Below are 19086 nucleotides of genomic sequence, written 5' to 3'. Positions count from 1 at the left end.
CTTCGTGTGCCGGGCGCCGCGCTGCCTACAGGTGCGGCAGGATCGCGGGCATCAGGTCCTGGAAGGTGCGGCCGTTGGCCGGTGTGCCCAGGGCCGTCATCTGCCAGCCAGGGCCCGCGCGGTGCACCTTCGCCATGATCTGCGCCGTGTACTGGCCGCCGCCCGCGAGCGTGTAGCGGGCGAGCTCCTGGCCGTTGGTCTCGTCGACCAGACGGCAGAAAGCGTTCTGCACTTCCTGGAACGTCTGGCCCGTGAAGGAGTTCACGGTGAAGATGATCTGGTCGATGTGGACCGGGATGCGCTGGAGGTCGACGAGGATCGCCTCGTCGTCGCCGCCCTGGCCCACGCCACCGACCAGGTTGTCACCGGTGTGCCGCACGGATCCGTCGTCGCTGACGAGGTGACGGAAGAACACCACGTCGACGGGCTGCTTGTCCGCGAACAGCACGGCGGACGCGTCGAGGTCGATCTCCCGAGTGCGCGAGCCGAACAGGCCGCGCCGGGGAGCCGCCTGCCAGCCGAGCCCCATGCGCACCGCGGTCAAGGTGCCCCCGTCGTTCTTCTGCAGACTGATGGCCTGACCCTTGGTCATGTTGACCGTCACGCGCTGTTCCCCTCTCGAGCTGTCCCCTGTTGCCGCGGAGTCCGCGGATGTCCAGAACCCTACGCAGCGTCGGCGACCGTGCCGAACCCTGGGGCGCGCTTTGTGTCGGTGTTGCAACACAGCGCGCATCCGCCGAGGTCCGGCACGGTGGGCGGGGGCCTCAGGCCAGGCCCGCCTCCTTCATCTGACGCAGTTCCTTCTTCATCTCCGACACCTCGTCGCGCAGCCGTGCCGCGATCTCGAACTGGAGGTCGGCCGCGGCGGCCCGCATCCGCTCCGTCATCTCCTCGATCTGCTCGGTGAGTTCGGCCGCGGGGCGGTCGGTCGGCACCGTCTCCTTGGCCTTGCCCTTGGCGGACTTGGCCGCCTTGCCGCCGAGCGAGGGCACGGGGGCCTTGGCTCCCTTGCCGTCCTTGCCCTTGCGGTATCCGGAGCCGAGCAACTGCTCGGTGTCGACGTCCTCGCGGGCGATCTGGGCCACGATGTCGTTGATCTTCTTGCGGAGGGGCTGCGGGTCGATGCCCCTCTCCTCGTTGTAGGCGACCTGCTTCTCCCGGCGGCGGTTGGTCTCCTCGATGGCCTTCTCCATCGCCGGGGTGATCCGGTCGGCGTACATGTGGACCTGGCCGGAGACATTGCGCGCCGCGCGGCCGATGGTCTGGATCAGCGAGGTGCCCGAGCGCAGGAAGCCCTCCTTGTCGGCGTCGAGGATCGACACCAGGGAGACCTCGGGCAGGTCGAGGCCCTCGCGCAGCAGGTTGATGCCGACCAGGACGTCGAACTCGCCCGAGCGCAGCTCGCGCAGCAGCTCGACGCGGCGCAGGGTGTCGACATCGCTGTGCAGATAGCGCACCTGGATGCCGAGTTCAAGGAAGTAGTCGGTGAGGTCCTCGGCCATCTTCTTGGTGAGCGTGGTGACCAGGACGCGCTCGTCCTTCTCGGTGCGCTTGCGGATCTCGTGCACCAGGTCGTCGATCTGGCCCTCGGTGGGCTTGACGACGACCTCGGGGTCGATGAGGCCGGTGGGGCGGATGATCTGCTCGACGAAGCCGTCACCGCGCGAGAGTTCGTACTTCCCCGGGGTCGCCGACAGATAGACGGTCTGCCCGATGCGCTGCTGGAACTCCTCCCATTTCAGGGGACGGTTGTCCAGCGCGGAGGGCAGCCGGAAGCCGTGGTCCACGAGGGTGCGCTTGCGGGAGGCGTCGCCCTCGTACATGGCACCGATCTGCGGGACCGTGACGTGCGACTCGTCGAGGACGAGCAGGAAGTCGTCCGGGAAGTAGTCGATCAGCGTGTTCGGTGCGGAGCCGGGTGCGCGGCCGTCGAAGTGCATCGAGTAGTTCTCGACGCCGGAGCAGGAGCCGATCTGGCGGAGCATCTCCAGGTCGTACGTCGTACGCATGCGCAGGCGCTGGGCCTCCAGGAGCTTGCCCTGCTTCTCCAGCTCGGCGAGGCGCTCCCCCAGTTCCTTCTCGATGTCGTTGACCGCGCGCTCCATGCGCTCGGGGCCGGCCACGTAGTGGGACGCCGGGAAGACGTAGACCTGGTTGTCGTCGCTGATGACCTCACCGGTGAGCGGGTGCAGCGTGGAGAGTGCCTCGATCTCGTCGCCGAACATCTCGATGCGGACGGCGAGCTCCTCGTAGACCGGGAAGATCTCGATGGTGTCGCCGCGGACCCGGAAGGTGCCGCGGGCGAACGCCACGTCGTTGCGCGTGTACTGGATGTCGACGAAGCGGCGCAGCAGGTCGTCGCGGTCGATCTCGTCGCCGACCTTGAGGCTGACCATCCGGTCGACGTACTCCTGCGGCGTGCCGAGGCCGTAGATGCAGGAGACCGAGGCGACCACCACGACGTCGCGGCGGGTGAGCAGCGAGTTGGTCGCGGAGTGGCGCAGGCGCTCGACCTCCTCGTTGATCGAGGAGTCCTTCTCGATGTAGGTGTCCGACTGCGGGACGTAGGCCTCGGGCTGGTAGTAGTCGTAGTACGAGACGAAGTACTCGACCGCGTTGTTCGGCAGCAGCTCGCGGAACTCGTTGGCCAGCTGGGCGGCCAGCGTCTTGTTCGGTGCCATGACGAGCGTGGGGCGCTGGAGCTTCTCGATCATCCACGCGGTGGTGGCGGACTTGCCGGTGCCGGTCGCGCCCAGCAGGACGACATCCTTCTCACCCGCGCGGATGCGCTTTTCCAGGTCGGCGATGGCCGCCGGCTGGTCACCGCTCGGCTGGTAGGAGCTGACGACCTCGAAGGGCGCCACCGAACGTTCGATCTTTGATACGGGCCGCATGGGTTCCACCGTACGACCCCGCACTGACAACGGGCCCGGATCAGCGGTTCTGGGGGGTGCGTGAGCTGCGGTGGCCGCGCTCCCGGCCGGCGCGCGGCAGGGGGCGGCGGCCGACGTACTGGACCGTGGAGTGGGCCGGGACGCCGGGCCGGTGCTCCGTGGGCCTCCAGTCGGGCTTGCCCATGACCATCAGCGGGTCGAACATCACGACGACGCCCGCCAGACACAGGAAGACCAGCGGGCCGATCATCATGGGCGCGAGCAGTGCGGCGGCCGAGTCGCCGCCGGGGCTGCTGGACGTGCCGTGGAGATGGACGCTGAGGGCGGCCATGCCCGTGTAGTGCATACCGCTGACGGCCAGCCCCATGACAAGGCTGGCGCCCACGCTCCAGAGGAATCCCCGGACCTGCCCCGCCGCCCACAGAGCGGTGGTGGCGGCGACGACGGCGATGACCACCGAGGCGGAGACGGTGAGGGTGTTGTATTCGAGGTTCCCGTTGAGGCGCATGCCGGCCATGCCCAGATAGTGCATCGAGGCGACTCCCAGACCGGTGATGGTTCCCCCGGTGAAGAGCGCCGTTCCGGTGGCGCCCCGGTAACCCACGATGAAGATCCCGATGCCGACCATCACGACGGCCACGCCCAGGCTCGCGAACGTCGTCGGCTTGTCGTAGTGGACCGGGGTCTCCTTTACGGTGAACCCCATCATGGCTATGAAATGCATGGTCCATATGCCGGAGGCGATCGCCACGGAGCCGAGCGCGAGCCAGCCGGCCCGCCAGGAGTGGGCGACGAGCATCGATCTGGTGGTGCAGCGCAGGCCGAGCGCTCCGCCCAGGCAGGCCATGAGGTACGCCACCAGCGGTGTGACGAGACCGTAACTGAAGCCGTCGACCGTGCCCTGCATGCGCGGCTGCCCTTCCCGCCCTTTTACGCCAGAAATTCCCAGAAATGCCCCCCACCCTCGGGACCGAAACAACGGCCAGGGTCGAGGCAGAGAGTATGACCCCCACCTGAATGGTCGAACGATTTTCCGGCAAAGAATCACGACCTCGCCGCACCTGTGTGATGCCGGTGAGCGGACTTGGTCAACTCCATTCAATCCGTGTCCATCCCGCACCCCTCCGTCGTTGACTCTCTGCTGTCACTCTTGATCTGTCTGTGATCGCTCGACGCGAGGAGTACGTATGCACGCGCGCGCAGCCGCCGCCACGACCGCCGCGTTCATCGGGGGAACCATCCTGATACTGCCCACCTCCCACGCACAGGCCGGCTCCCTGCGCAAAGCTCCGTTGATCGTCTCGCACCGCGGAGCGTCCGCCTACGCGCCCGAGAACACCCTCGCCTCCATCGACAAGGCTGCCGCGATGGGCTTCGGCTGGGTCGAGAACGACGTCCAGCGCACCAAGGACGGCGAGCTGGTCGTGCTCCACGACGCAAGCCTGGCGCGTACGACCGACGTCAAGAAGGTCTATCCGCACCGGGCTCCCTGGAAGGTCAAGGACTTCACCGCGGCGGAGGTCGCGCGCCTGGACGCGGGGAGCTGGTTCGGTCCCCGGTACGCGGGCACCCGCGTACCGACGCTGAAGCAGTACATGAACCGCGTCTCGCACAATCACCAGAAGCTCGTGCTGGAGATCAAGAACCCCGAGCTCTATCCGGGTATCGAGCGGGAGACCCTCAAGGTCCTGAGCAACGAAGGCTGGCTGGATCCGGACCATCTCAGGAACCGGCTGGTCGTCCAGAGCTTCAGCGAGCGGAGCGTACGGACGGTCCACGAACTGCGTCCCGGCATCACGACGGCCTTCCTGGGCAAGCCGTCGGTCGCGCGCCTCCACGAGTACGCGCGGTTCGCCGATCTGATCAACCCGGACCACGCCTCCCTCTCGGCCGACTACGTCTCCGCGGTCCACTCTCTCGTCGGACCGCACAGCCGGCCGATGGAGGTCTTCGCCTGGACCATCGACGCCGCGAACACCGCACGGCGCCTGGCGGGCTACGGCGTGGACGGCGTGATCACGAACAAGCCCGACGTGATCCGGAGCGCTCTGCAACAGACCTGATCGGTTGTCGGCGGGTCTCTCGCCCGCAGCGCGGACGCCGGGCGGCGTCCGCGCCGCGGGCATTGTCAGTGGCGGACCGTACGGTGGATCGCATGAACAGCGATGGGCAGGACGAACAGCGGGTCGTGTGGGCCGTCGTCGGCACGGACATCGGTCCGCTGCTGCTGGCGGCGACACCGGACGGCCTGGTGAACGTGGTCTTCCACGCCACGGACGCGGTGCGCGACAAGGCGCTCGAGCGGCTCGCCGCACGTCTGGGCACCCAGCCGGTCGAGGCACCCGGCTCACCGCTCCTGGCCGAGTCGATACGCCAGGTCACGGCGTACTTCGCGGGCGAGCGGCGGGACTTCGAGCTGCCCTTGGACTGGTCGCTGATCTCCGGGTTCAACCGTCAGGTGCTGCGCGAGCTGGCCGCGGGAGTTCCGTACGGCGGGGTCGTGGGCTATGGCGACCTGGCCCGCCGGGTCGGCCAGCCGGGCGCGGCGCAGGCCGTGGGCGTGGCCATGGGCTCGAACCCGCTGCCGGTCGTCGTGCCGTGCCACCGGGTGGTGGAGAGCGACGGCGGCATCGGGGGGTTCGGGGGCGGCCTGGAGACCAAGCGGAAGCTGCTGGCGCTGGAGGGAGTGCTGCCGGAACCGCTGTTCTGACGGGCGGGGCTGGCGGCTGGCGGCTGGCGGCTGGGTACGGTGCTTGCCGTGCCCGGTGCGGAACGCCGTTACCTGTCCGTACCTGCCGTACCCGCGGAGCCGACAGCGCTCATAGCTCGCGACACCCCTTGTTCATGCGGGGGCGCGGGCTGGAAACTGCGCCGGTGACCCAAGCCGATTCCAGCGCGTCCGAGTGTTCGCCGTGACCTCCGTCGAGCGGCAGCTCGCCGTGCCCGTGGACGCCGGGGAGATACCGGCGTTGCGGCGCCGCATCACCGCCGTACTCATCGCCGGTCAGATCCTCGGCGGGCTCGGCGTCGCCACCGGCATCGCGCTCGCCACCGTGCTGGCCAAGCAGGTCAGTGGCACGGAGTCGCTCTCCGGGCTCGCGCCCACCGCGACGGTCACCGGGACGGCGGTGCTCTCCGTGCCGCTGGCCGCGCTGATGACCGCGCGAGGACGCCGCCCGGGCCTGGTGCTGGCCTACCTCATCGGGGCGTCGGGAGCGGGCGTCGTCGTGGTCGCCGCGTGTGTGGGGAGCTTTCCGCTGCTGCTGCTCGGCATGGCGGGCTTCGGCGCGGCCTCGTCGGCGAACCTCCAGGCGCGGTTCGCGGCCGCCGATCTGGCCGAGCCGCAGCGGCGTGCCCGGGCCATCTCGAACGTGGTGTGGGCGACCACGATCGGAGCGGTGCTGGGACCCAACATCGCCGCGCCCGCCGGACGCAGCGTCTCCGGGCTCGGGATACCCGAGGCGGCGGGGCCCTTCCTCTGGGCGGCCGGGGTCTTCCTCCTGTCCGCGCTGCTGGTGGCCGTGCTGCTGCGGCCCGATCCCCTGCTGACCGCCCGGGCGCTGGCACCCGTCGAGGAGCAGTCGGCCCAGGCGCGTTCCATCCGCGCCGGTTTCGCCGCGGTCGCCGCCTCGCCGCGGGCCAGGCTGGCGCTCGTGACCGTGGCCGTCTCGCACACCGCGATGGTCTCGATCATGTCGATGACCCCCGTCGACCTCGGGCATCACGGGGCGAGCATCGATCTGATCGGGCTGGTGATCAGTGGCCACATCGCGGGCATGTACGCGTTCTCGCCCCTCATGGGGCGGCTCTCGGACCGGCTCGGGCGGCTCTCGGGGATCGGGCTCGCCGTGGGCCTGCTCGCCTGTGCGGCGCTCCTCGCGGGCACGGCGGGCGGCAGCCACGGACAGATCGCCGCGGGGCTCTTCGTCCTGGGCCTTGGCTGGTCGTCCGGGCTCGTGTCCGGCTCGGCCCTCCTGACGGACTCGGTGCCCCAGGCCGCGCGGGCCGCCGCCCAGGGGGTGTCCGACCTGACCATGAACACGGCGGCCGGTGTCGGTGGGGCGACCGCCGGTCTCGTCGTCGCACAGGCGAGCTACGGGTGGCTGAACCTCCTCGCCGCGTGCCTGCTGGTGCCGCTGGGCGGGCTGGCGCTGTTCACGCGGCGCCGGGGCCGAAACCGCCGGTGAGCGCCGAAGGGCCTCAGAGAGTGATTCAGAGGCTGATGTGGTACGCCTTGCGGAGCGTCTCGTGCACGGTCCACGTCGTACGGTCGCCCTCGCGCAGCACGGCCGCGTCGCCCGGACCCACCTCGATCACGTCACCGCCCTCGACCTCGATCGTGGCGCGACCGCTGACGACGACGAAGAGTTCGTTGGCCTCGGTGTCCGTCACCACGCCGGGCGTGATCTGCCAGATGCCGCGCAGTTGCTTGCCGTCGGCCGACTCCCACAGCACCTTGCCGCTCACCACCGGGTCACCGGAGACGATCTGAGCCGGGTCCAAGGGCTCCGGTTCCAGCTCGGCGTCGGGGATGTGCACGGCGAAGGACGGGGTGGCCTGCGTGTTCTTGGTCATGAGCGGTCACCTTAAGGGCATGCGAGAAAGCCCCACGCGGAGGGTGGTGCGAAGGCCCGGAACCTAGTCGTAGTGGCGTGCCTCGAAGACGTTTCCGTCCGGGTCCTGGAAGTAGAAGCTGCGCTTGGCCATGCCACGGGCGCCGAAGGAGTCGTACGAGAAACCCGAGAGCGGGACGGACCGTTCCTCCAGACGTGTGTGCAGCGCGTCGAAATCGGCTTCCTGGAGGGACAGGCATACGTGGTTGACCGGGTGCCCCGCGCTGTCCGCGGCGCCCGGGATCATGTTCATGTACTCGGCCATGGGGAGGGCCATGAGGTCGAGAATGGTCTCTTCATTGAGGCGCACGGAGGGAAACGGCGCCTTCCCCTCCGCGTATTCGGCGACCCTCACGGGTTCGAGGCCGACCGTCTTCTCGTAGAAGGCGGCCGAGGCGACCGGATCGCGCACCCACAGGACGACATGGTCAAGACGTGCCGAGTTGTCCGTCATGACCCCAGGCTGGTGTCGTACGCCGCAGGTCGCAAGGGTTTGACCGGGCGTGCCGCCCGCCAGAGATGAGGAAAGGCGACAGACAGGAGGCAGGCACGTGATCGTGGTGTCCGAAGAGGTGCGGGAGGCGCTCGACGCGCGCCGGCCGGTGGTGGCCCTGGAGTCGACGATCATCGCGCACGGGCTGCCCCGCCCGCGCAATCTGCAGGTCGCGCTGGAGCTGGAGGACGTCGTACGGCAGGAGGGCGCCGTACCGGCGACGATCGCCGTGCTGGACGGGCGGCCCCATGTCGGACTGGACAAGGAGCAGCTGGAGCGGATCGCCAACGAGGACGGGATCCGCAAGCTGGGGCACCGCGATCTGCCGCTCGCGGTGGCGGCGGGAGCGAGCGGCGCGACGACCGTGTCCGCGACGGCGCTGCTGGCCGCTCTCGCGGGCGTCCGCGTGTTCGCGACGGGCGGCCTCGGCGGGGTGCACCGGGAATGGACGGTGACGCAGGACGAGTCGGCGGACCTGGGCCTGCTGGCGCGGACCCGGATCACGGTGGTGTGCGCGGGCGTCAAGTCGATCCTGGACGTGCCGGCGACGCTGCAGCGCCTGGAGACACTGGGCGTCGCGGTGGCCGGTTACGGCACCGGCCGCTTCCCCGGCTTCTATCTGTCCGACTCGGGACATCCCGTGGACTGGACGCTGGACTCCCCCGGGCAGGTGGCGGACGTCATGCGCGCGCAGGACGCGCTGGACGGCCCGGAATCGGCGCTCATCGTGGCGAACCCGGTCCCCGTGGAGGAGCAGCTCGATCCCGCGCTCCACGCGCGCGTGCTCGCCGAGGCGTTGCGCGCGTGCGAGGCGGAGGGCGTGAGCGGGCAGGCCGTGACGCCGTTCCTGCTCGACCATCTGGTGCGGCACACCGACGGTGCGTCGCTGAGCGCCAATCTGGCGGCGGTGCGCGGCAACGTACGACTCGCGGGACGGATCGCGGCGGCCTGGGCCGGGGCGTGAACGGGCCGGATCGCGACGGCGGCCTGGGCCGGGGCGCGGACCCGGCGGACCCCGCGGACCCGGCGGACCCCGCGGACCCGACGGACCCCGCGCACCCGGCGGACCGGAGCGGTGCCGGGCGGGACGTGGGCCCGGCGACGGGGGCGCTGCTCGTCGTCGGTGACGTGGTCACGGACATCGTCGCCCGTCACCGTGGGCCGCTCGCGGCGGGCACCGACACGGCCGCCGCGATCCGGACCCTGCCGGGCGGGGCCGGCGCCAACGTCGCGTGCTGGGCCGCGCGTTGGGGCCGCGCCGAGGTGCGGCTGCTGGGCCGGGTCGGGGCGGATGCCGCCGCTTGGCACGAGCGCGAGCTGGTGGCCTGCGGCGTACGCCCCCTCCTCGTCGTCGATCCGCAGGCGCCGACGGGGACGGTGATCTGCCTGGTGGACCAGGGTGCCTCGGCCGAGCGGACGTTCCTCACCGACAGCGGGGCCTCCCTGCGGCTCGACCCCGACGACTGGTCGCCCGCGCTGCTCGACGGTGTCGCGTGGCTGCATCTGTCGGGCTATCTGTTCTTCTCCGAGCCGAGCCGGGCGCTGGTGTCGGTGGCTCTGGAGTCGGCACGCGCGCGTGGGGTACCGGTCAGCCTGGACCCCGCGTCGGCGGGGTTCCTCACGGAACTGGGCGCGGACCGTTTCCTCGCGCTCGCCGAGGGCGTCGACCTGCTGCTGCCCAGTCGCGACGAGGCGTTCCTGCTGACGGGACTGCCCGATCCGGCGGACGCGGCGGCCAAGTTGAGCCACCACGTCCCCCTGGTCGTCGCGAAGCAGGGCCCCGACGGGGCCCTGGTGGCCCGCTCGGGCGCCGTACGGGCCCACGTCCCCGCGGTGCCCGCGGACCCTCGCGACACCACGGGCGCCGGCGACGCCTTCACCGGAGCGTTCCTCGCCGCCCTTCTCGCGGGCGCCCAGCCCGAGGCGGCGGCGGTGGAGGGGTGCAGGGCGGGGGCGATGGCGGTGGAGCGGGTCGGGGGCAGGCCCGAGGGGGCGCGGGTCCGGTAGCGGCGCTACTTGCGTCCCCAGGCCGAGATCATCGGCGCGGTCGCCAGGTCCATCGAGCCGGAGGCCACGTTGGCCAGGTGACGGTCGATGTCCTCGTTGCTGGCGATCCCCGCGGTGACGAGCTGGTCGCGGATCTGACGGATCGTCGCGGACTCGAGGTCCGCGCAGGCGGTCGAGGTGACGGGGAAGTACGCGTCGGCCTCCACCTCGCGCAGTCCCGCTTCCCTCAGCAGGCGAGGCAGTTTGCGGCCGTAGGAGAGGTCGGCGCCGCGCTCGGCGAGCAACTTGCGGAAACCGTGCCTCAGCCGGTTCGCGAGCTGTTGCTCGGGGCCGTGCTCATCGGGGCAGAGCAGCGGTTGCAGCGCGGGGTCGGCGTCCTCGATGAGAAGCCGTCCGCCGGACCGCAGCGCCTTGACCATGGACCGCAACGCCCGCTCCCGGTCCGGCACATGGACCAGCACGAGCCGTGCGTGCACGAGGTCGAAGCCCTCCCCCGGCGGTTCCTCGGCGCCCACGTCGTGCACCCGGATCTCGACCGGCGGGCGGGCCGCGGAGGCCGCCCACGACGTGTCGATGTCGGTCGCGACGACCCGCCCGGTCGGGCCGACCTTCTTGGCGAGCCAGGACACCACGGACGTGCCACCCGCGCCGACCTCCCAGCAGCGCCAGCCGGACCCGATGCCGAAGCGCTCGATGTGCCGGAAGGTCGTGGGGTCGAAGAGAGTGGCGAAGGCGTCGAAGCGCTGCCCCGCCTCGGTCTGCCGGTTGTCGAGGAGATAGCCGTCGGTTTGCGTCATACAGCGATCATCCCAGTTGACCCGCTTGTCCGGAATCGCCGACGCTCCCGTTCTCCCCACCCGTGCGTCACCGCGGGCACCGCACACCTCTGACGCGCGGACAGCAACCCCGCCGGTCTGGTCCGATGCCGTCCGGCACCACTGAAACGTGATGCCGCCCGACACCACTGAAACGAAGTGGAACATTCCGTTCCCACAGGCTTTTCCGGCGAGCGAGAGGGACTGGCAGACTTGCACGCCAGGGCGCGAAGTGCGGCGCGGGGAGATCCACGCAAGGAGTTCCGGATGTCGATGGCAGGGAATCTGCGGAAGGTCACGAGCCTCGGCAAGGTCGGCGGCCTCCGCAAGGTGGCGCGGCTGGCCCGGCGGCGTACCCGTGTCGACCTGAGTCACCACGCCCGGTCCCCACTGGGCACGGCGGTGGTGAACTGCGTGGCGTATCAGGACGGCGCCCGGGTGCCGGGCGGACGCGATCTCGTCGAGACCGTGGAGCGGATCCGCAAGAGCGACGAGGGTTTCGTCTGGCTCGGACTGCACGAGCCCACGGACCAGGAGTTCGCCGGCATAGCTGACCTCTTCGACCTGCACCCGCTGGCCGTCGAGGACGCGGTGGAGGCCCATCAGCGCCCGAAGCTGGAGCGGTACGGCGACACACTCTTCGCGGTGTTCAAAACGGTCTGCTACGTCGAGCACAAGGAGCTGACGGCGACCAGCGAGGTGGTGAACACCGGCGAGATCATGGTCTTCGTCGGGGCCGACTTCGTCATCACCGTGCGGCACGGACGGCACGGGTCGTTGGGGCCGCTGCGCGAGGAGCTGGAGGCGGACGCCCGTCAGCTCGCCAAGGGCCCGGCCGCGGTGCTGCACGCGATCGCGGACCATGTCGTCGACGACTACGTGCATGTCACGGACTCGGTCCAGGAGGACATCGACCAGGTCGAGGCCGATGTGTTCGCCGAGAACGGCGCGCGGGCGGACGCGGGCCGCATCTACCAGCTCAAGCGCGAACTCCTGGAACTGAAACGGGCGGTGGTGCCACTCGCCCGCCCCGTCCAGGAGCTCTCCACCCGGCCGATACGGGTGATCGCCCCGGAGATACAGGCGTACTTCCGGGACGTGTCCGACCATCTGCTGCGGGTCACCGAGCAGGTCGCCGCCTTCGACGAACTGCTCAACTCGATCCTGCAGGCGCACCTCGCGCAGGTGACGGTGGCACAGAACGAGGACATGCGGAAGATCACGGCATGGGCGGCGGTCATCGCCGTGCCGACGATGGTCTGCGGGCTCTACGGCATGAACTTCGACCACATGCCGGAACTGCACTGGCGGTTCGGTTACCCCATAGTCATCGGCGTGATCACCCTCGCCTGCCTCGTCCTGTACCGGGGGTTCCGCCGCAACGGCTGGCTGTGAGGGTGGTGAGCCGCTCCTCGCCCGGCACGGCCGGCCGGGCGGGAGTGCGCGCTCATGACCCTCCCGGTCGGGAGAGTCCGCGCGGTCAGCGCATCGCGCTCCTCGAGTAGACGCTCTCGACCCACGCTGCGAGCTGTTCGTCCGTCAGATGCTGGGCCAGGTCGGCCTCGCTGATCATGCCGACGAGTCGTTTGTTCTCGATCACCGGAAGTCGGCGGATCTGGTGCCCCTTCATCTCCTGGAGCACCTCGCCGACATCGGCGCCCGACTCGATCCAGCGCGGGGTGCCCTGGGCCATCTCGCCCGCGGTGACCTGGGCCGGGTCGTGGCCCATGGCGACACAACCGACGACGATGTCGCGGTCGGTGAGAATGCCGCAGAGCCGTTCGTTCTCGTCACTGATGGGCAGCGCGCCCACGTTGAGCTCACGCATCAGCTGGGCTGCGCGGTCCAGGGTCTCGTGAGCGGGGATCCATTGGGCACCACGGTGCATGATGTCTCCGGCGGTGGTCATGAAGTACCTCCCGGTGCCGGACGGCCGGCGCGGCGCGGAACACACCGCTAGTCCCGGCGCCCTACATTCTCGCCGTGTCCCCAGGCACGCGCACCTGGAAGTCCGGGATGCGCTTTCGTGGCCGCCGCTCAGCCGTTCCAGGCGGGGTGGCGTGGATCGTCGGCGCGGACCAGGACGTCGGCCGTGGCGCCCGGGTCCACTTCCGTCTCGTAGCGCTCGAAGGCGGGCAGGGTCCAGTGCTCGGGTTCCGGAGTGCGGCGGCGAAGGGCGCCCGGGGAGAGGAGGACGTGCACGCTCAGGTCGAACGGGAACCAGTGCCGAAGCAGGAAGGGGCCGTGGAGCAACAGCACCCCGCCGGGCGGGAGCTGGACATAGGGGCTGCGGGTGGCGCGGTCGGTGGCCGGGTCCCAGAGGTCGGGCAGGACGCGGCCGTCGCCGCCGGGGTCGAGCGGGCCGAAGACCTCGCGCCACAGGGCGCCGGTGTCGACCCAGCCGTTGTAGTACGCCTCGGCGTCCTCGTGACCGTATTCGAACCGGAGCGACGCAGGGCGCAGGAAACCCTCCGCGCCGACGACGAGCGAGGACCGGCCGCGTATGCGCAACGCCTCACCGACGCGGTGGGCGAGGTCACCGGGGTGGGCGGCAGGGGCTCCGTCGAAGGCGATCCGCGGCCACGGACTGCCGTCGTCCGGTTTCAGGTCGAGCAGGCGCTCGGCGAGGAGGTCGCCGAGCCGTTCCCAGGTGATCGCTTCGAGTCGCACAGGCCCATGATGCCGCGATCACGCGTCGCTCTCGTGGGCGCGGCGAGCGGCGAGGGCGGACAGCGAGGGCGGACGGAGGCTGCGCGCGGCTCCGGGCGTGGACCGCGACCGGGGAGGGATGCGTCAAGGCCGGCGGATGCGGCCGGGAGGGGTCGCGCCGAAGAGGAGGGCTGCGGCCGGGAGGGAGGCACATCGAGGAGGGTGGGGCCGCGTCGAGAAAGGGGCCGTGGGCCGGAGGGGCCGCGTCGAGAAAGGGGCCGCGGGCCGGAGGCGGCCGCGTCGACCAATGGGGCGGGGCCGAGAACAAGGCGGGGCTCGAGGAGGACGCGGGAGTCGCACAGGAGGCGGTATCGAGAAGGGGACGGCATCGCGTAGGGAGCCGCCCTTGACAGGGGAATGAACGACCTATGGCACCGATCGCAACTCCCCCGCCCCGTGGCGGACTTCTCGTCATCCAGCCGCTCAAGAAGCGCCGCTGTGTCGAGTGCAGGAGCGGGCCGTTGGCGCTGTTGGTGCTGGAGGAGGGGGAGTCACGCTGTCTGGACTGCGCGGACCTGGGACACCTGGTGTTCCTGCCGCGGGGCGACACCGCGCTGACGCGCCGGTCGCGGGACGGCAGCGCGCTGTCGGCGGTGGTGGTGCGCTTCAACCGGCGGCGGAGCCGGTACGAGCGGCAGGGCGTCCTCGTCGAGGAGGCGGCGCTCGCCCGGGCCGAGGAGCGGTGCCTGGCGGACGCGGAGGCACGACGGCGGCGCCGGGCACGGGACGCGCGGCGGCGGGAGGCGGAGGATCTGCGGTTCACGGAGGCGTTCGCGCGGGAGATTCGCGGGCTGTTTCCCGGCTGTCCCGCCGACCGGGCGCACGCGATCGCCGCGCACGCCTCGGTGCGCGGGAGCGGGCGGGTGGGGCGCAGCGCCGCGGGCCGTGCGCTGTCCGAGGCCGCCGTGACGGCTGCGGTCCGTGCCGCCGTACGGCACACGGACACTCCCTACGACCAGTTGCTGATGAGTGGCGTGCCGCGGTACGAGGCGCGCCGGCGGATCGCGGCCACGGTGGAGGCGCGGCTCGAGGAGTGGCTGGAGGGGTGGCAAGACGAGCTCGCGGCACGCGCGTGACGGCTCGCACCCGGCGACGGCCCGCCACCCGCGAAGGCACGCCACCCGGCGAAGACGTGCGACCCGGTTCTGGACGCTCGCGCATGCCTCCGCGCCCCTCGGCCATGGTCACCGTGACAGTAAGGGATTTCACTTGTGGTGACGGTGGGTGCCGTGCAGGATCTCAGAATCTCAGGATCTGAGGATCTTGGACTTCGGCTTCGGCTTCGGCCTCGGGGAGCTACGCGGGGGTTGTCATGATCGATGGACCGTATTTCGTGCTGACGGTGCTGGGGGTGCTCGGCTGCGGGCTGGTGGCCGGGGTGTTCTGCGGGTTCTCGACGTTCGTGATGCGGGGGCTCGCCGAGTTGCCGCCCGCGCAGGGCGTGGCGGCGATGAACGCGATCAACGTGGCCGCGGTGCGCCCGGCGTTCATGCTCGTGTTCATCGGGTCGGCGGGGCTGTGTGCCGTGCTCGCCGTGGTCACCTTCGTGCTGCTGCCCGACGAGGGGACGGTGGAGCTGTTGCTGGGCAGCGCGCTGTATCTGTTCGGGACGTTCGGGGTGACCGTCGTCGCGAACGTCCCGCGCAACGACGCGCTGCTGAAGCTGGCCCCGGGTACGCCGGAGGCCGCCGTGTACTGGCGTTCGTATGTGCGCGAGTGGACGATGTGGAACCACGTTCGCGCGGTCGCGTCGGCCGCCGCGGCGGTCTCGTACACGCTGGCCCTCACCTGAGGCCGACGCCACCCGCGACCGGGGCCCGCAGCTGAGCGGCAGGGCACTCGGAGGCGACGTATCGTGGCGGGAAAGGAGTGCCGCCCAGGGCCGTGGGCCGAAGGCGTTCGATGGTCGCGCGGCCCCGTACCGGTACGCGTACGTGAGGGAGACGGCCATGGCCGATCCCAAGGGATTCATGACCACTCCGCGCGAGGAGTATCCCCGTCGGCCCGTCGAGGAACGGGTGCGGGACTGGAACGAGGTGTACGTCCCCGGTGCGCTACTGCCGATCATCAGCAGGCAGGCCGACCGCTGTATGGACTGCGGCGTCCCGTTCTGCCACGACGCCTGCCCGCTGGGCAATCTGATTCCCGAGTGGAACGACCTCGTCTCGCGCGAGGACTGGCGGGCGGCGAGCGACCGGTTGCACGCGACGAACAACTTTCCCGAGTTCACCGGCCGGCTGTGCCCCGCGCCCTGCGAGGCGGGCTGTGTTCTCGCGATCAACCAGCCGGCGGTGACCATCAAGAACGTCGAGGTCGCCATCGCCGACCGTGCCTGGGCGGACGGCTTCACGCAACCGCGTCCGCCGGACCGGCTCTCGGGCCGTACGGTCGCGGTGATCGGGTCGGGGCCCGCCGGGCTCGCCGCGGCGCAGCAGCTGACCCGGGCCGGGCACACCGTCGCCGTGTACGAGCGGGCCGACCGGATCGGTGGGTTGCTGCGGTACGGGATCCCCGCGTTCAAGATGGAGAAGCGGCATCTGGACCGGCGGCTGGAGCAGATGCGGGCGGAGGGCACGAAGTTCCGGACGTCCACGGCGATCGGCCGGGACCTCGGGGCGGCCGAGCTGCGGGCGCGCTACGACGCCGTCGTGCTCGCGGTGGGCGCCACGGCCTGGCGCGAACTGGACGTTCCGGGGCGGGAGTTGGCCGGCATCCATCAGGCGATGGAGTATCTGCCGTTGGCCGACCGGGTGTGCGAGGGGGATCTGGAGGTCTCGCCCTTGTCCGCGGCCGGGAAGCACGTCGTCATCGTCGGCGGTGGTGACACGGGCGCCGACTGTCTGGGGACCGCCGTGCGGGAGGGCGCCGCGTCCGTGACCCAGCTCGACATCTATCCGCAGCCGGAGGCCGAGCGCGACGAGGACGTCGAGCCGTGGCCGACCTACCCGAAGATCTACCGGCTCTCGGCCGCGCACGAGGAGGCCCGCGACCTGGAGACGGCGCCCGCCGCGGACGCGGACGCGCGCCTCTTCGCGGCGTCCACGCTCCACTTCGCCGGGGACGCGGACGGGCATGTGCGCTCCCTGCACCTGGTCGAGGTCGACGAGCGGCGCCGCCCGGTCCCCGGCTCCGGGCGGACCCTCCCCGCCGACCTCGTGCTGCTCGCCCTCGGCTTCTCGGGACCCGACCGGCACGACGGGCTGATCGACCAGCTCGGCCTGGCCCTCGACGCGCGCGGCACGATCACCCGCGACACCGACTTCGCGACCAACGTCCCCAAGGTGTACGTGGCCGGGGACGCGGCCCGCGGGCAGTCGCTCATCGTGTGGGCCATCGCCGAGGGGCGGTCGGTGGCAGCCGCCGTGGACCGCGCGCTGGCCGGGACATCGCAGCTGCAGGCGCCGATCGGACCGTACGACCGCCCCATGACCGCGTAGGGCTCCGCCGGTCGGTGGGGGAGCCCCCGGGCGTGCGGTGGCGTGCGGGTCAGCGGCGTTCGTCCGTGCCCGCCACCTTGGCCGTGGCCAGCGCGACCCGGTTCCAGGTGTTGATCGTGAGGATGAGGGCCAGGACGTGAGCCAGTTCCTGGTCGTCGAAGTGGGCGGCCGCCTCCGCGTAGACGTCGTCGGGCACGCCCGCGTCGGCGACGCGCGTGACCGCCTCCGTGAGCGCGAGTGCCGCGCGCTCCTTCTCGGTGAAGAAGTGCCGGGCCTCGCGCCACACCGGGGCCATGTGCAGACGGTCCTCGCTCTCGCCGGCCTTGCGGGCGTCGTTGGTGTGCATGTGGAGGCAGTACGCGCAGTGGTTGAGGTGGGAGGCGCGGATCTGGATCAGTTCGACGAGGGCCGGGTCGAGCCCGTCGCGGGCCGCCGCGTCGAAGCCGACGAGGGAGCGGAAGACCTTCGGGGCGGACTTCGCGAAGTCGAGGCGAGCGGGAACGGTGGCCGTCGTGTTCATGGTGTCCCCCGCGTTCGTCGTGTTCATCGTGTTCGTCGTGTTCGCGTTCGTCGTGTTCGTCGTCATGACCATGAATCTACGGTCTGGAAAGACCGGCTGTAGGGTTCATTTTCATGGCGGAATCATGGGTCAATTCTGCGGAGCGGATCGGCGCCGACCTGCATCTGGAGCTGTCCGGGCCGGGCGGACGGCGGGCCGCGCTGATCCGGGCGCTGCGCGAGGCCGTACGGGAGGGCAGGCTCGCCCCGGGCACCCGGCTGCCGCCGTACCGCTCGCTCGCCGCCGACCTGGGCGTGGCCCGCAACACGGTCGCCGACGCGTACGCCGAACTCGTCGCCGAGGGCTGGCTGACCGCCCGGCAGGGGTCGGGCACCCGCGTCGCCGAGCGCGCCGAACCGCTGGGGGCCCCGGAGCGCGTGCCGAAAGAGGCACCTCCACGCGCGCGTGGACCCCGACACGATCTGCGGCAGGGGACACCTGACGCCTCGTCGTTCCCGCGCGCCGCCTGGCTCGCCTCGTACCGGCGCGCGCTCCAGCAGGCGCCCAACGCGGCCTTCGGGCCCGGCGATCCCGCGGGGCGCCCGGAGCTGCGCGAGGCCCTCGCCGAGTACCTGGCACGCGCGCGTGGCGTGCGCACCGAGCCGGGGCGGATCGTGATCTGCTCGGGCTTCGCGCACGCTCTGCGGCTGCTCTTCCCGGGCGTGTTGCGCGGGCCGCTGGCGGTCGAGTCGTACGGACTCGGCTTCCACCGCGAGCTGCTGGCCGCCGCGTCGGTTCGGACCGTACCGCTGCCGCTGGACGAGGACGGCGCCCAGGTGGGCGAGTTGGGCCGGGAGCGGGCGGTCCTGCTCACGCCCGCGCACCAGTTCCCGACCGGTGGCCCGCTGCACCCGGAGCGGCGGGCCGCCGTCGTCGACTGGGCACGCGCGCGTGGCGGCGTGATTCTGGAGGACGACTACGACGGCGAGTTCCGCTACGACCGCAAGCCCGTCGGCGCCGTGCAGGGACTGGATCCCGAACAGGTCGTCCACATCGGCTCGGTGAGCAAGAGTCTGTCGCCCGCGCTGCGGCTCGGCTGGATGGTCCTTCCGCGCCGGTACGTCGACGCCGTGCTCGCCGTCAAGGGCGAACGGGAGGCGTGGGCGAGCGTCCTGGAGCAGCTGACGCTCGCGGACTTCCTCGCCTCCGGGTCGTACGACCGTCATGTCCGCCGGATGCGGCAGCGGTACCGCGGGCGGCGTGACCGGCTCGTCGCGGCCCTCGCGGAGCGGGCGCCGCACATCGAGGTGACGGGGATCGCGGCCGGGCTGCACGCGGTGCTGCGGTTGCCGCCCGGGACCGAGCGGTCGGCCGTCAAGGCCGCGACCTGGCAGGGGGTCGCGCTCGACGGGCTTGCCGAATTCCGGCATCCGGAGGCGACGATGTCCGCGCCGGACGGGCTGGTGGTGGGTTACGCGACACCCTCGGAGCATGCGTACGGGGCGGCGTTGGAGGCGTTGTGCGGGGCGCTGCCGCCGGGCCTTTAGACACCCTCTTGGCCGACGCCCCGCCAGGTGAAGCGTTTGTTGCGTAAAGCGTTTGTTGTCGTGGTCCTAAGG

19 protein-coding genes are annotated in these 19086 nt (G+C 71.0%); 10 read left to right on the top strand and 9 right to left on the bottom strand.

The annotated features are described in order from the left end of the window. Positions 1–25 precede the first annotated feature (25 nt). The 3 genes from AQJ27_RS08535 to AQJ27_RS08525 all read right to left on the bottom strand — a co-directional run bounded on the left by AQJ27_RS08535 (position 26) and on the right by AQJ27_RS08525 (position 3801). Complete coding sequence (locus AQJ27_RS08535) at positions 26–604, bottom strand: TerD family protein (protein WP_067364093.1); 579 nt, start codon at positions 602–604, stop codon at positions 26–28. 160 nt (positions 605–764) lie between these two features. Further along, positions 765–2894: an excinuclease ABC subunit UvrB gene (gene uvrB, locus AQJ27_RS08530; RefSeq protein ID WP_067364090.1), complete on the bottom strand. Its 2130-nt coding sequence runs from the start codon at positions 2892–2894 to the stop codon at positions 765–767. Positions 2895–2934: 40 nt separating this feature from the next. Then, entirely contained in the window at positions 2935–3801 is an 867-nt protein-coding gene (locus AQJ27_RS08525; protein ID WP_067364087.1) for an MHYT domain-containing protein, read from the bottom strand. 280 nt (positions 3802–4081) lie between these two features. Here AQJ27_RS08525 and AQJ27_RS08520 point away from each other — a divergent pair, with 280 nt between their 5' ends. The 3 genes from AQJ27_RS08520 (at position 4082) to AQJ27_RS08510 (ending at position 7081) form a co-directional block, all read left to right on the top strand. Beyond that, positions 4082–4957: a glycerophosphodiester phosphodiesterase gene (locus AQJ27_RS08520; protein ID WP_067364084.1), complete on the top strand. Its 876-nt coding sequence runs from the start codon at positions 4082–4084 to the stop codon at positions 4955–4957. 92 nt (positions 4958–5049) lie between these two features. Further along, a complete protein-coding gene (locus tag AQJ27_RS08515) occupies positions 5050–5604 on the top strand; it encodes a methylated-DNA--[protein]-cysteine S-methyltransferase (RefSeq protein ID WP_054235945.1) in 555 nt (184 codons plus the stop codon). A 202-nt stretch (positions 5605–5806) separates the two neighbouring features. After that, a complete protein-coding gene (locus tag AQJ27_RS08510) occupies positions 5807–7081 on the top strand; it encodes an MFS transporter (RefSeq protein WP_067364840.1) in 1275 nt (424 codons plus the stop codon). Between the two features lie 25 nt (positions 7082–7106). Here the strand turns inward: AQJ27_RS08510 and AQJ27_RS08505 are convergent, their stop codons facing one another. Further along, complete coding sequence (locus AQJ27_RS08505; protein ID WP_067364081.1) at positions 7107–7469, bottom strand: cupin domain-containing protein; 363 nt, start codon at positions 7467–7469, stop codon at positions 7107–7109. A gap of 63 nt (positions 7470–7532) precedes the next feature. Beyond that, positions 7533–7961, bottom strand: a complete 429-nt coding sequence (locus tag AQJ27_RS08500; RefSeq protein ID WP_067364078.1) for a VOC family protein — start codon at positions 7959–7961, stop codon at positions 7533–7535. A 97-nt stretch (positions 7962–8058) separates the two neighbouring features. Between AQJ27_RS08500 and AQJ27_RS08495 the strand changes: the two genes are divergently transcribed. Then, positions 8059–8964 (top strand): pseudouridine-5'-phosphate glycosidase, encoded by a 906-nt coding sequence (locus AQJ27_RS08495; protein ID WP_067364075.1) that lies wholly within the window; start codon positions 8059–8061, stop codon positions 8962–8964. 125 nt (positions 8965–9089) lie between these two features. Beyond that, positions 9090–10007, top strand: coding sequence for a carbohydrate kinase family protein (locus tag AQJ27_RS08490; protein ID WP_067364837.1), 918 nt, complete (start codon positions 9090–9092; stop codon positions 10005–10007). A gap of 5 nt (positions 10008–10012) precedes the next feature. Here AQJ27_RS08490 and AQJ27_RS08485 read toward each other — a convergent pair whose 3' ends face one another. Next, positions 10013–10804, bottom strand: coding sequence for a methyltransferase domain-containing protein (locus tag AQJ27_RS08485; protein WP_067364072.1), 792 nt, complete (start codon positions 10802–10804; stop codon positions 10013–10015). A 285-nt stretch (positions 10805–11089) separates the two neighbouring features. Between AQJ27_RS08485 and corA the strand changes: the two genes are divergently transcribed. Further along, the gene (gene corA / locus AQJ27_RS08480) at positions 11090–12217 is read left to right on the top strand and encodes a magnesium/cobalt transporter CorA (RefSeq protein WP_067364069.1); all 1128 of its coding nucleotides are present in this window, start codon (positions 11090–11092) and stop codon (positions 12215–12217) included. Positions 12218–12302: 85 nt separating this feature from the next. Here corA and AQJ27_RS08475 read toward each other — a convergent pair whose 3' ends face one another. Both AQJ27_RS08475 and AQJ27_RS08470 read right to left on the bottom strand, forming a co-directional pair. Beyond that, the gene (locus AQJ27_RS08475; RefSeq protein ID WP_067364066.1) at positions 12303–12731 is read right to left on the bottom strand and encodes a CBS domain-containing protein; all 429 of its coding nucleotides are present in this window, start codon (positions 12729–12731) and stop codon (positions 12303–12305) included. Between the two features lie 128 nt (positions 12732–12859). Further along, complete coding sequence (locus tag AQJ27_RS08470) at positions 12860–13492, bottom strand: nucleoside/nucleotide kinase family protein (RefSeq protein ID WP_067364063.1); 633 nt, start codon at positions 13490–13492, stop codon at positions 12860–12862. A gap of 407 nt (positions 13493–13899) precedes the next feature. Here AQJ27_RS08470 and AQJ27_RS08465 point away from each other — a divergent pair, with 407 nt between their 5' ends. From AQJ27_RS08465 to AQJ27_RS08455, 3 genes are all read left to right on the top strand, one after another. After that, positions 13900–14607, top strand: coding sequence for a DUF2293 domain-containing protein (locus tag AQJ27_RS08465; RefSeq protein ID WP_067364060.1), 708 nt, complete (start codon positions 13900–13902; stop codon positions 14605–14607). A 236-nt stretch (positions 14608–14843) separates the two neighbouring features. After that, complete coding sequence (locus AQJ27_RS08460) at positions 14844–15323, top strand: anthrone oxygenase family protein (protein WP_067364057.1); 480 nt, start codon at positions 14844–14846, stop codon at positions 15321–15323. A 157-nt stretch (positions 15324–15480) separates the two neighbouring features. Further along, positions 15481–16968, top strand: a complete 1488-nt coding sequence (locus AQJ27_RS08455) for a glutamate synthase subunit beta (protein WP_067364054.1) — start codon at positions 15481–15483, stop codon at positions 16966–16968. A 49-nt stretch (positions 16969–17017) separates the two neighbouring features. Here AQJ27_RS08455 and AQJ27_RS08450 read toward each other — a convergent pair whose 3' ends face one another. After that, positions 17018–17515, bottom strand: a complete 498-nt coding sequence (locus AQJ27_RS08450) for a carboxymuconolactone decarboxylase family protein (RefSeq protein ID WP_067364834.1) — start codon at positions 17513–17515, stop codon at positions 17018–17020. An 86-nt stretch (positions 17516–17601) separates the two neighbouring features. Between AQJ27_RS08450 and pdxR the strand changes: the two genes are divergently transcribed. After that, positions 17602–19014, top strand: coding sequence for a MocR-like pyridoxine biosynthesis transcription factor PdxR (gene pdxR / locus AQJ27_RS08445; protein WP_067364051.1), 1413 nt, complete (start codon positions 17602–17604; stop codon positions 19012–19014). Positions 19015–19086 lie beyond the last annotated feature (72 nt).

Origin of the sequence: Streptomyces olivochromogenes, assembly GCF_001514115.1 — a bacterium.
GTDB lineage: Bacteria > Actinomycetota > Actinomycetes > Streptomycetales > Streptomycetaceae > Streptomyces > Streptomyces olivochromogenes.
The sequence above is the reverse complement of the archived record's forward strand: the minus strand, read 5'-3'. Positions and strand labels throughout refer to the sequence as shown.

Bases quoted from the DNA above. Each gene is read 5' to 3' on its own strand.
- AQJ27_RS08475 (WP_067364066.1), bottom strand. From the start codon at position 12,731: ATGACCACCGCCGGAGACATCATGCACCGTGGTGCCCAATGGATCCCC.
- uvrB (WP_067364090.1), bottom strand. From the start codon at position 2,894: ATGCGGCCCGTATCAAAGATCGAACGTTCGGTGGCGCCCTTCGAGGTC.
- AQJ27_RS08505 (WP_067364081.1), bottom strand. From the start codon at position 7,469: ATGACCAAGAACACGCAGGCCACCCCGTCCTTCGCCGTGCACATCCCC.
- AQJ27_RS08450 (WP_067364834.1), bottom strand. From the start codon at position 17,515: ATGAACACGACGAACGCGGGGGACACCATGAACACGACGGCCACCGTT.
- AQJ27_RS08460 (WP_067364057.1), top strand. From the start codon at position 14,844: ATGATCGATGGACCGTATTTCGTGCTGACGGTGCTGGGGGTGCTCGGC.
- AQJ27_RS08515 (WP_054235945.1), top strand. From the start codon at position 5,050: ATGAACAGCGATGGGCAGGACGAACAGCGGGTCGTGTGGGCCGTCGTC.
- AQJ27_RS08465 (WP_067364060.1), top strand. From the start codon at position 13,900: ATGGCACCGATCGCAACTCCCCCGCCCCGTGGCGGACTTCTCGTCATC.
- AQJ27_RS08520 (WP_067364084.1), top strand. From the start codon at position 4,082: ATGCACGCGCGCGCAGCCGCCGCCACGACCGCCGCGTTCATCGGGGGA.
- AQJ27_RS08525 (WP_067364087.1), bottom strand. From the start codon at position 3,801: ATGCAGGGCACGGTCGACGGCTTCAGTTACGGTCTCGTCACACCGCTG.
- AQJ27_RS08500 (WP_067364078.1), bottom strand. From the start codon at position 7,961: ATGACGGACAACTCGGCACGTCTTGACCATGTCGTCCTGTGGGTGCGC.
- pdxR (WP_067364051.1), top strand. From the start codon at position 17,602: ATGGCGGAATCATGGGTCAATTCTGCGGAGCGGATCGGCGCCGACCTG.
- corA (WP_067364069.1), top strand. From the start codon at position 11,090: ATGTCGATGGCAGGGAATCTGCGGAAGGTCACGAGCCTCGGCAAGGTC.
- AQJ27_RS08485 (WP_067364072.1), bottom strand. From the start codon at position 10,804: ATGACGCAAACCGACGGCTATCTCCTCGACAACCGGCAGACCGAGGCG.
- AQJ27_RS08455 (WP_067364054.1), top strand. From the start codon at position 15,481: ATGGCCGATCCCAAGGGATTCATGACCACTCCGCGCGAGGAGTATCCC.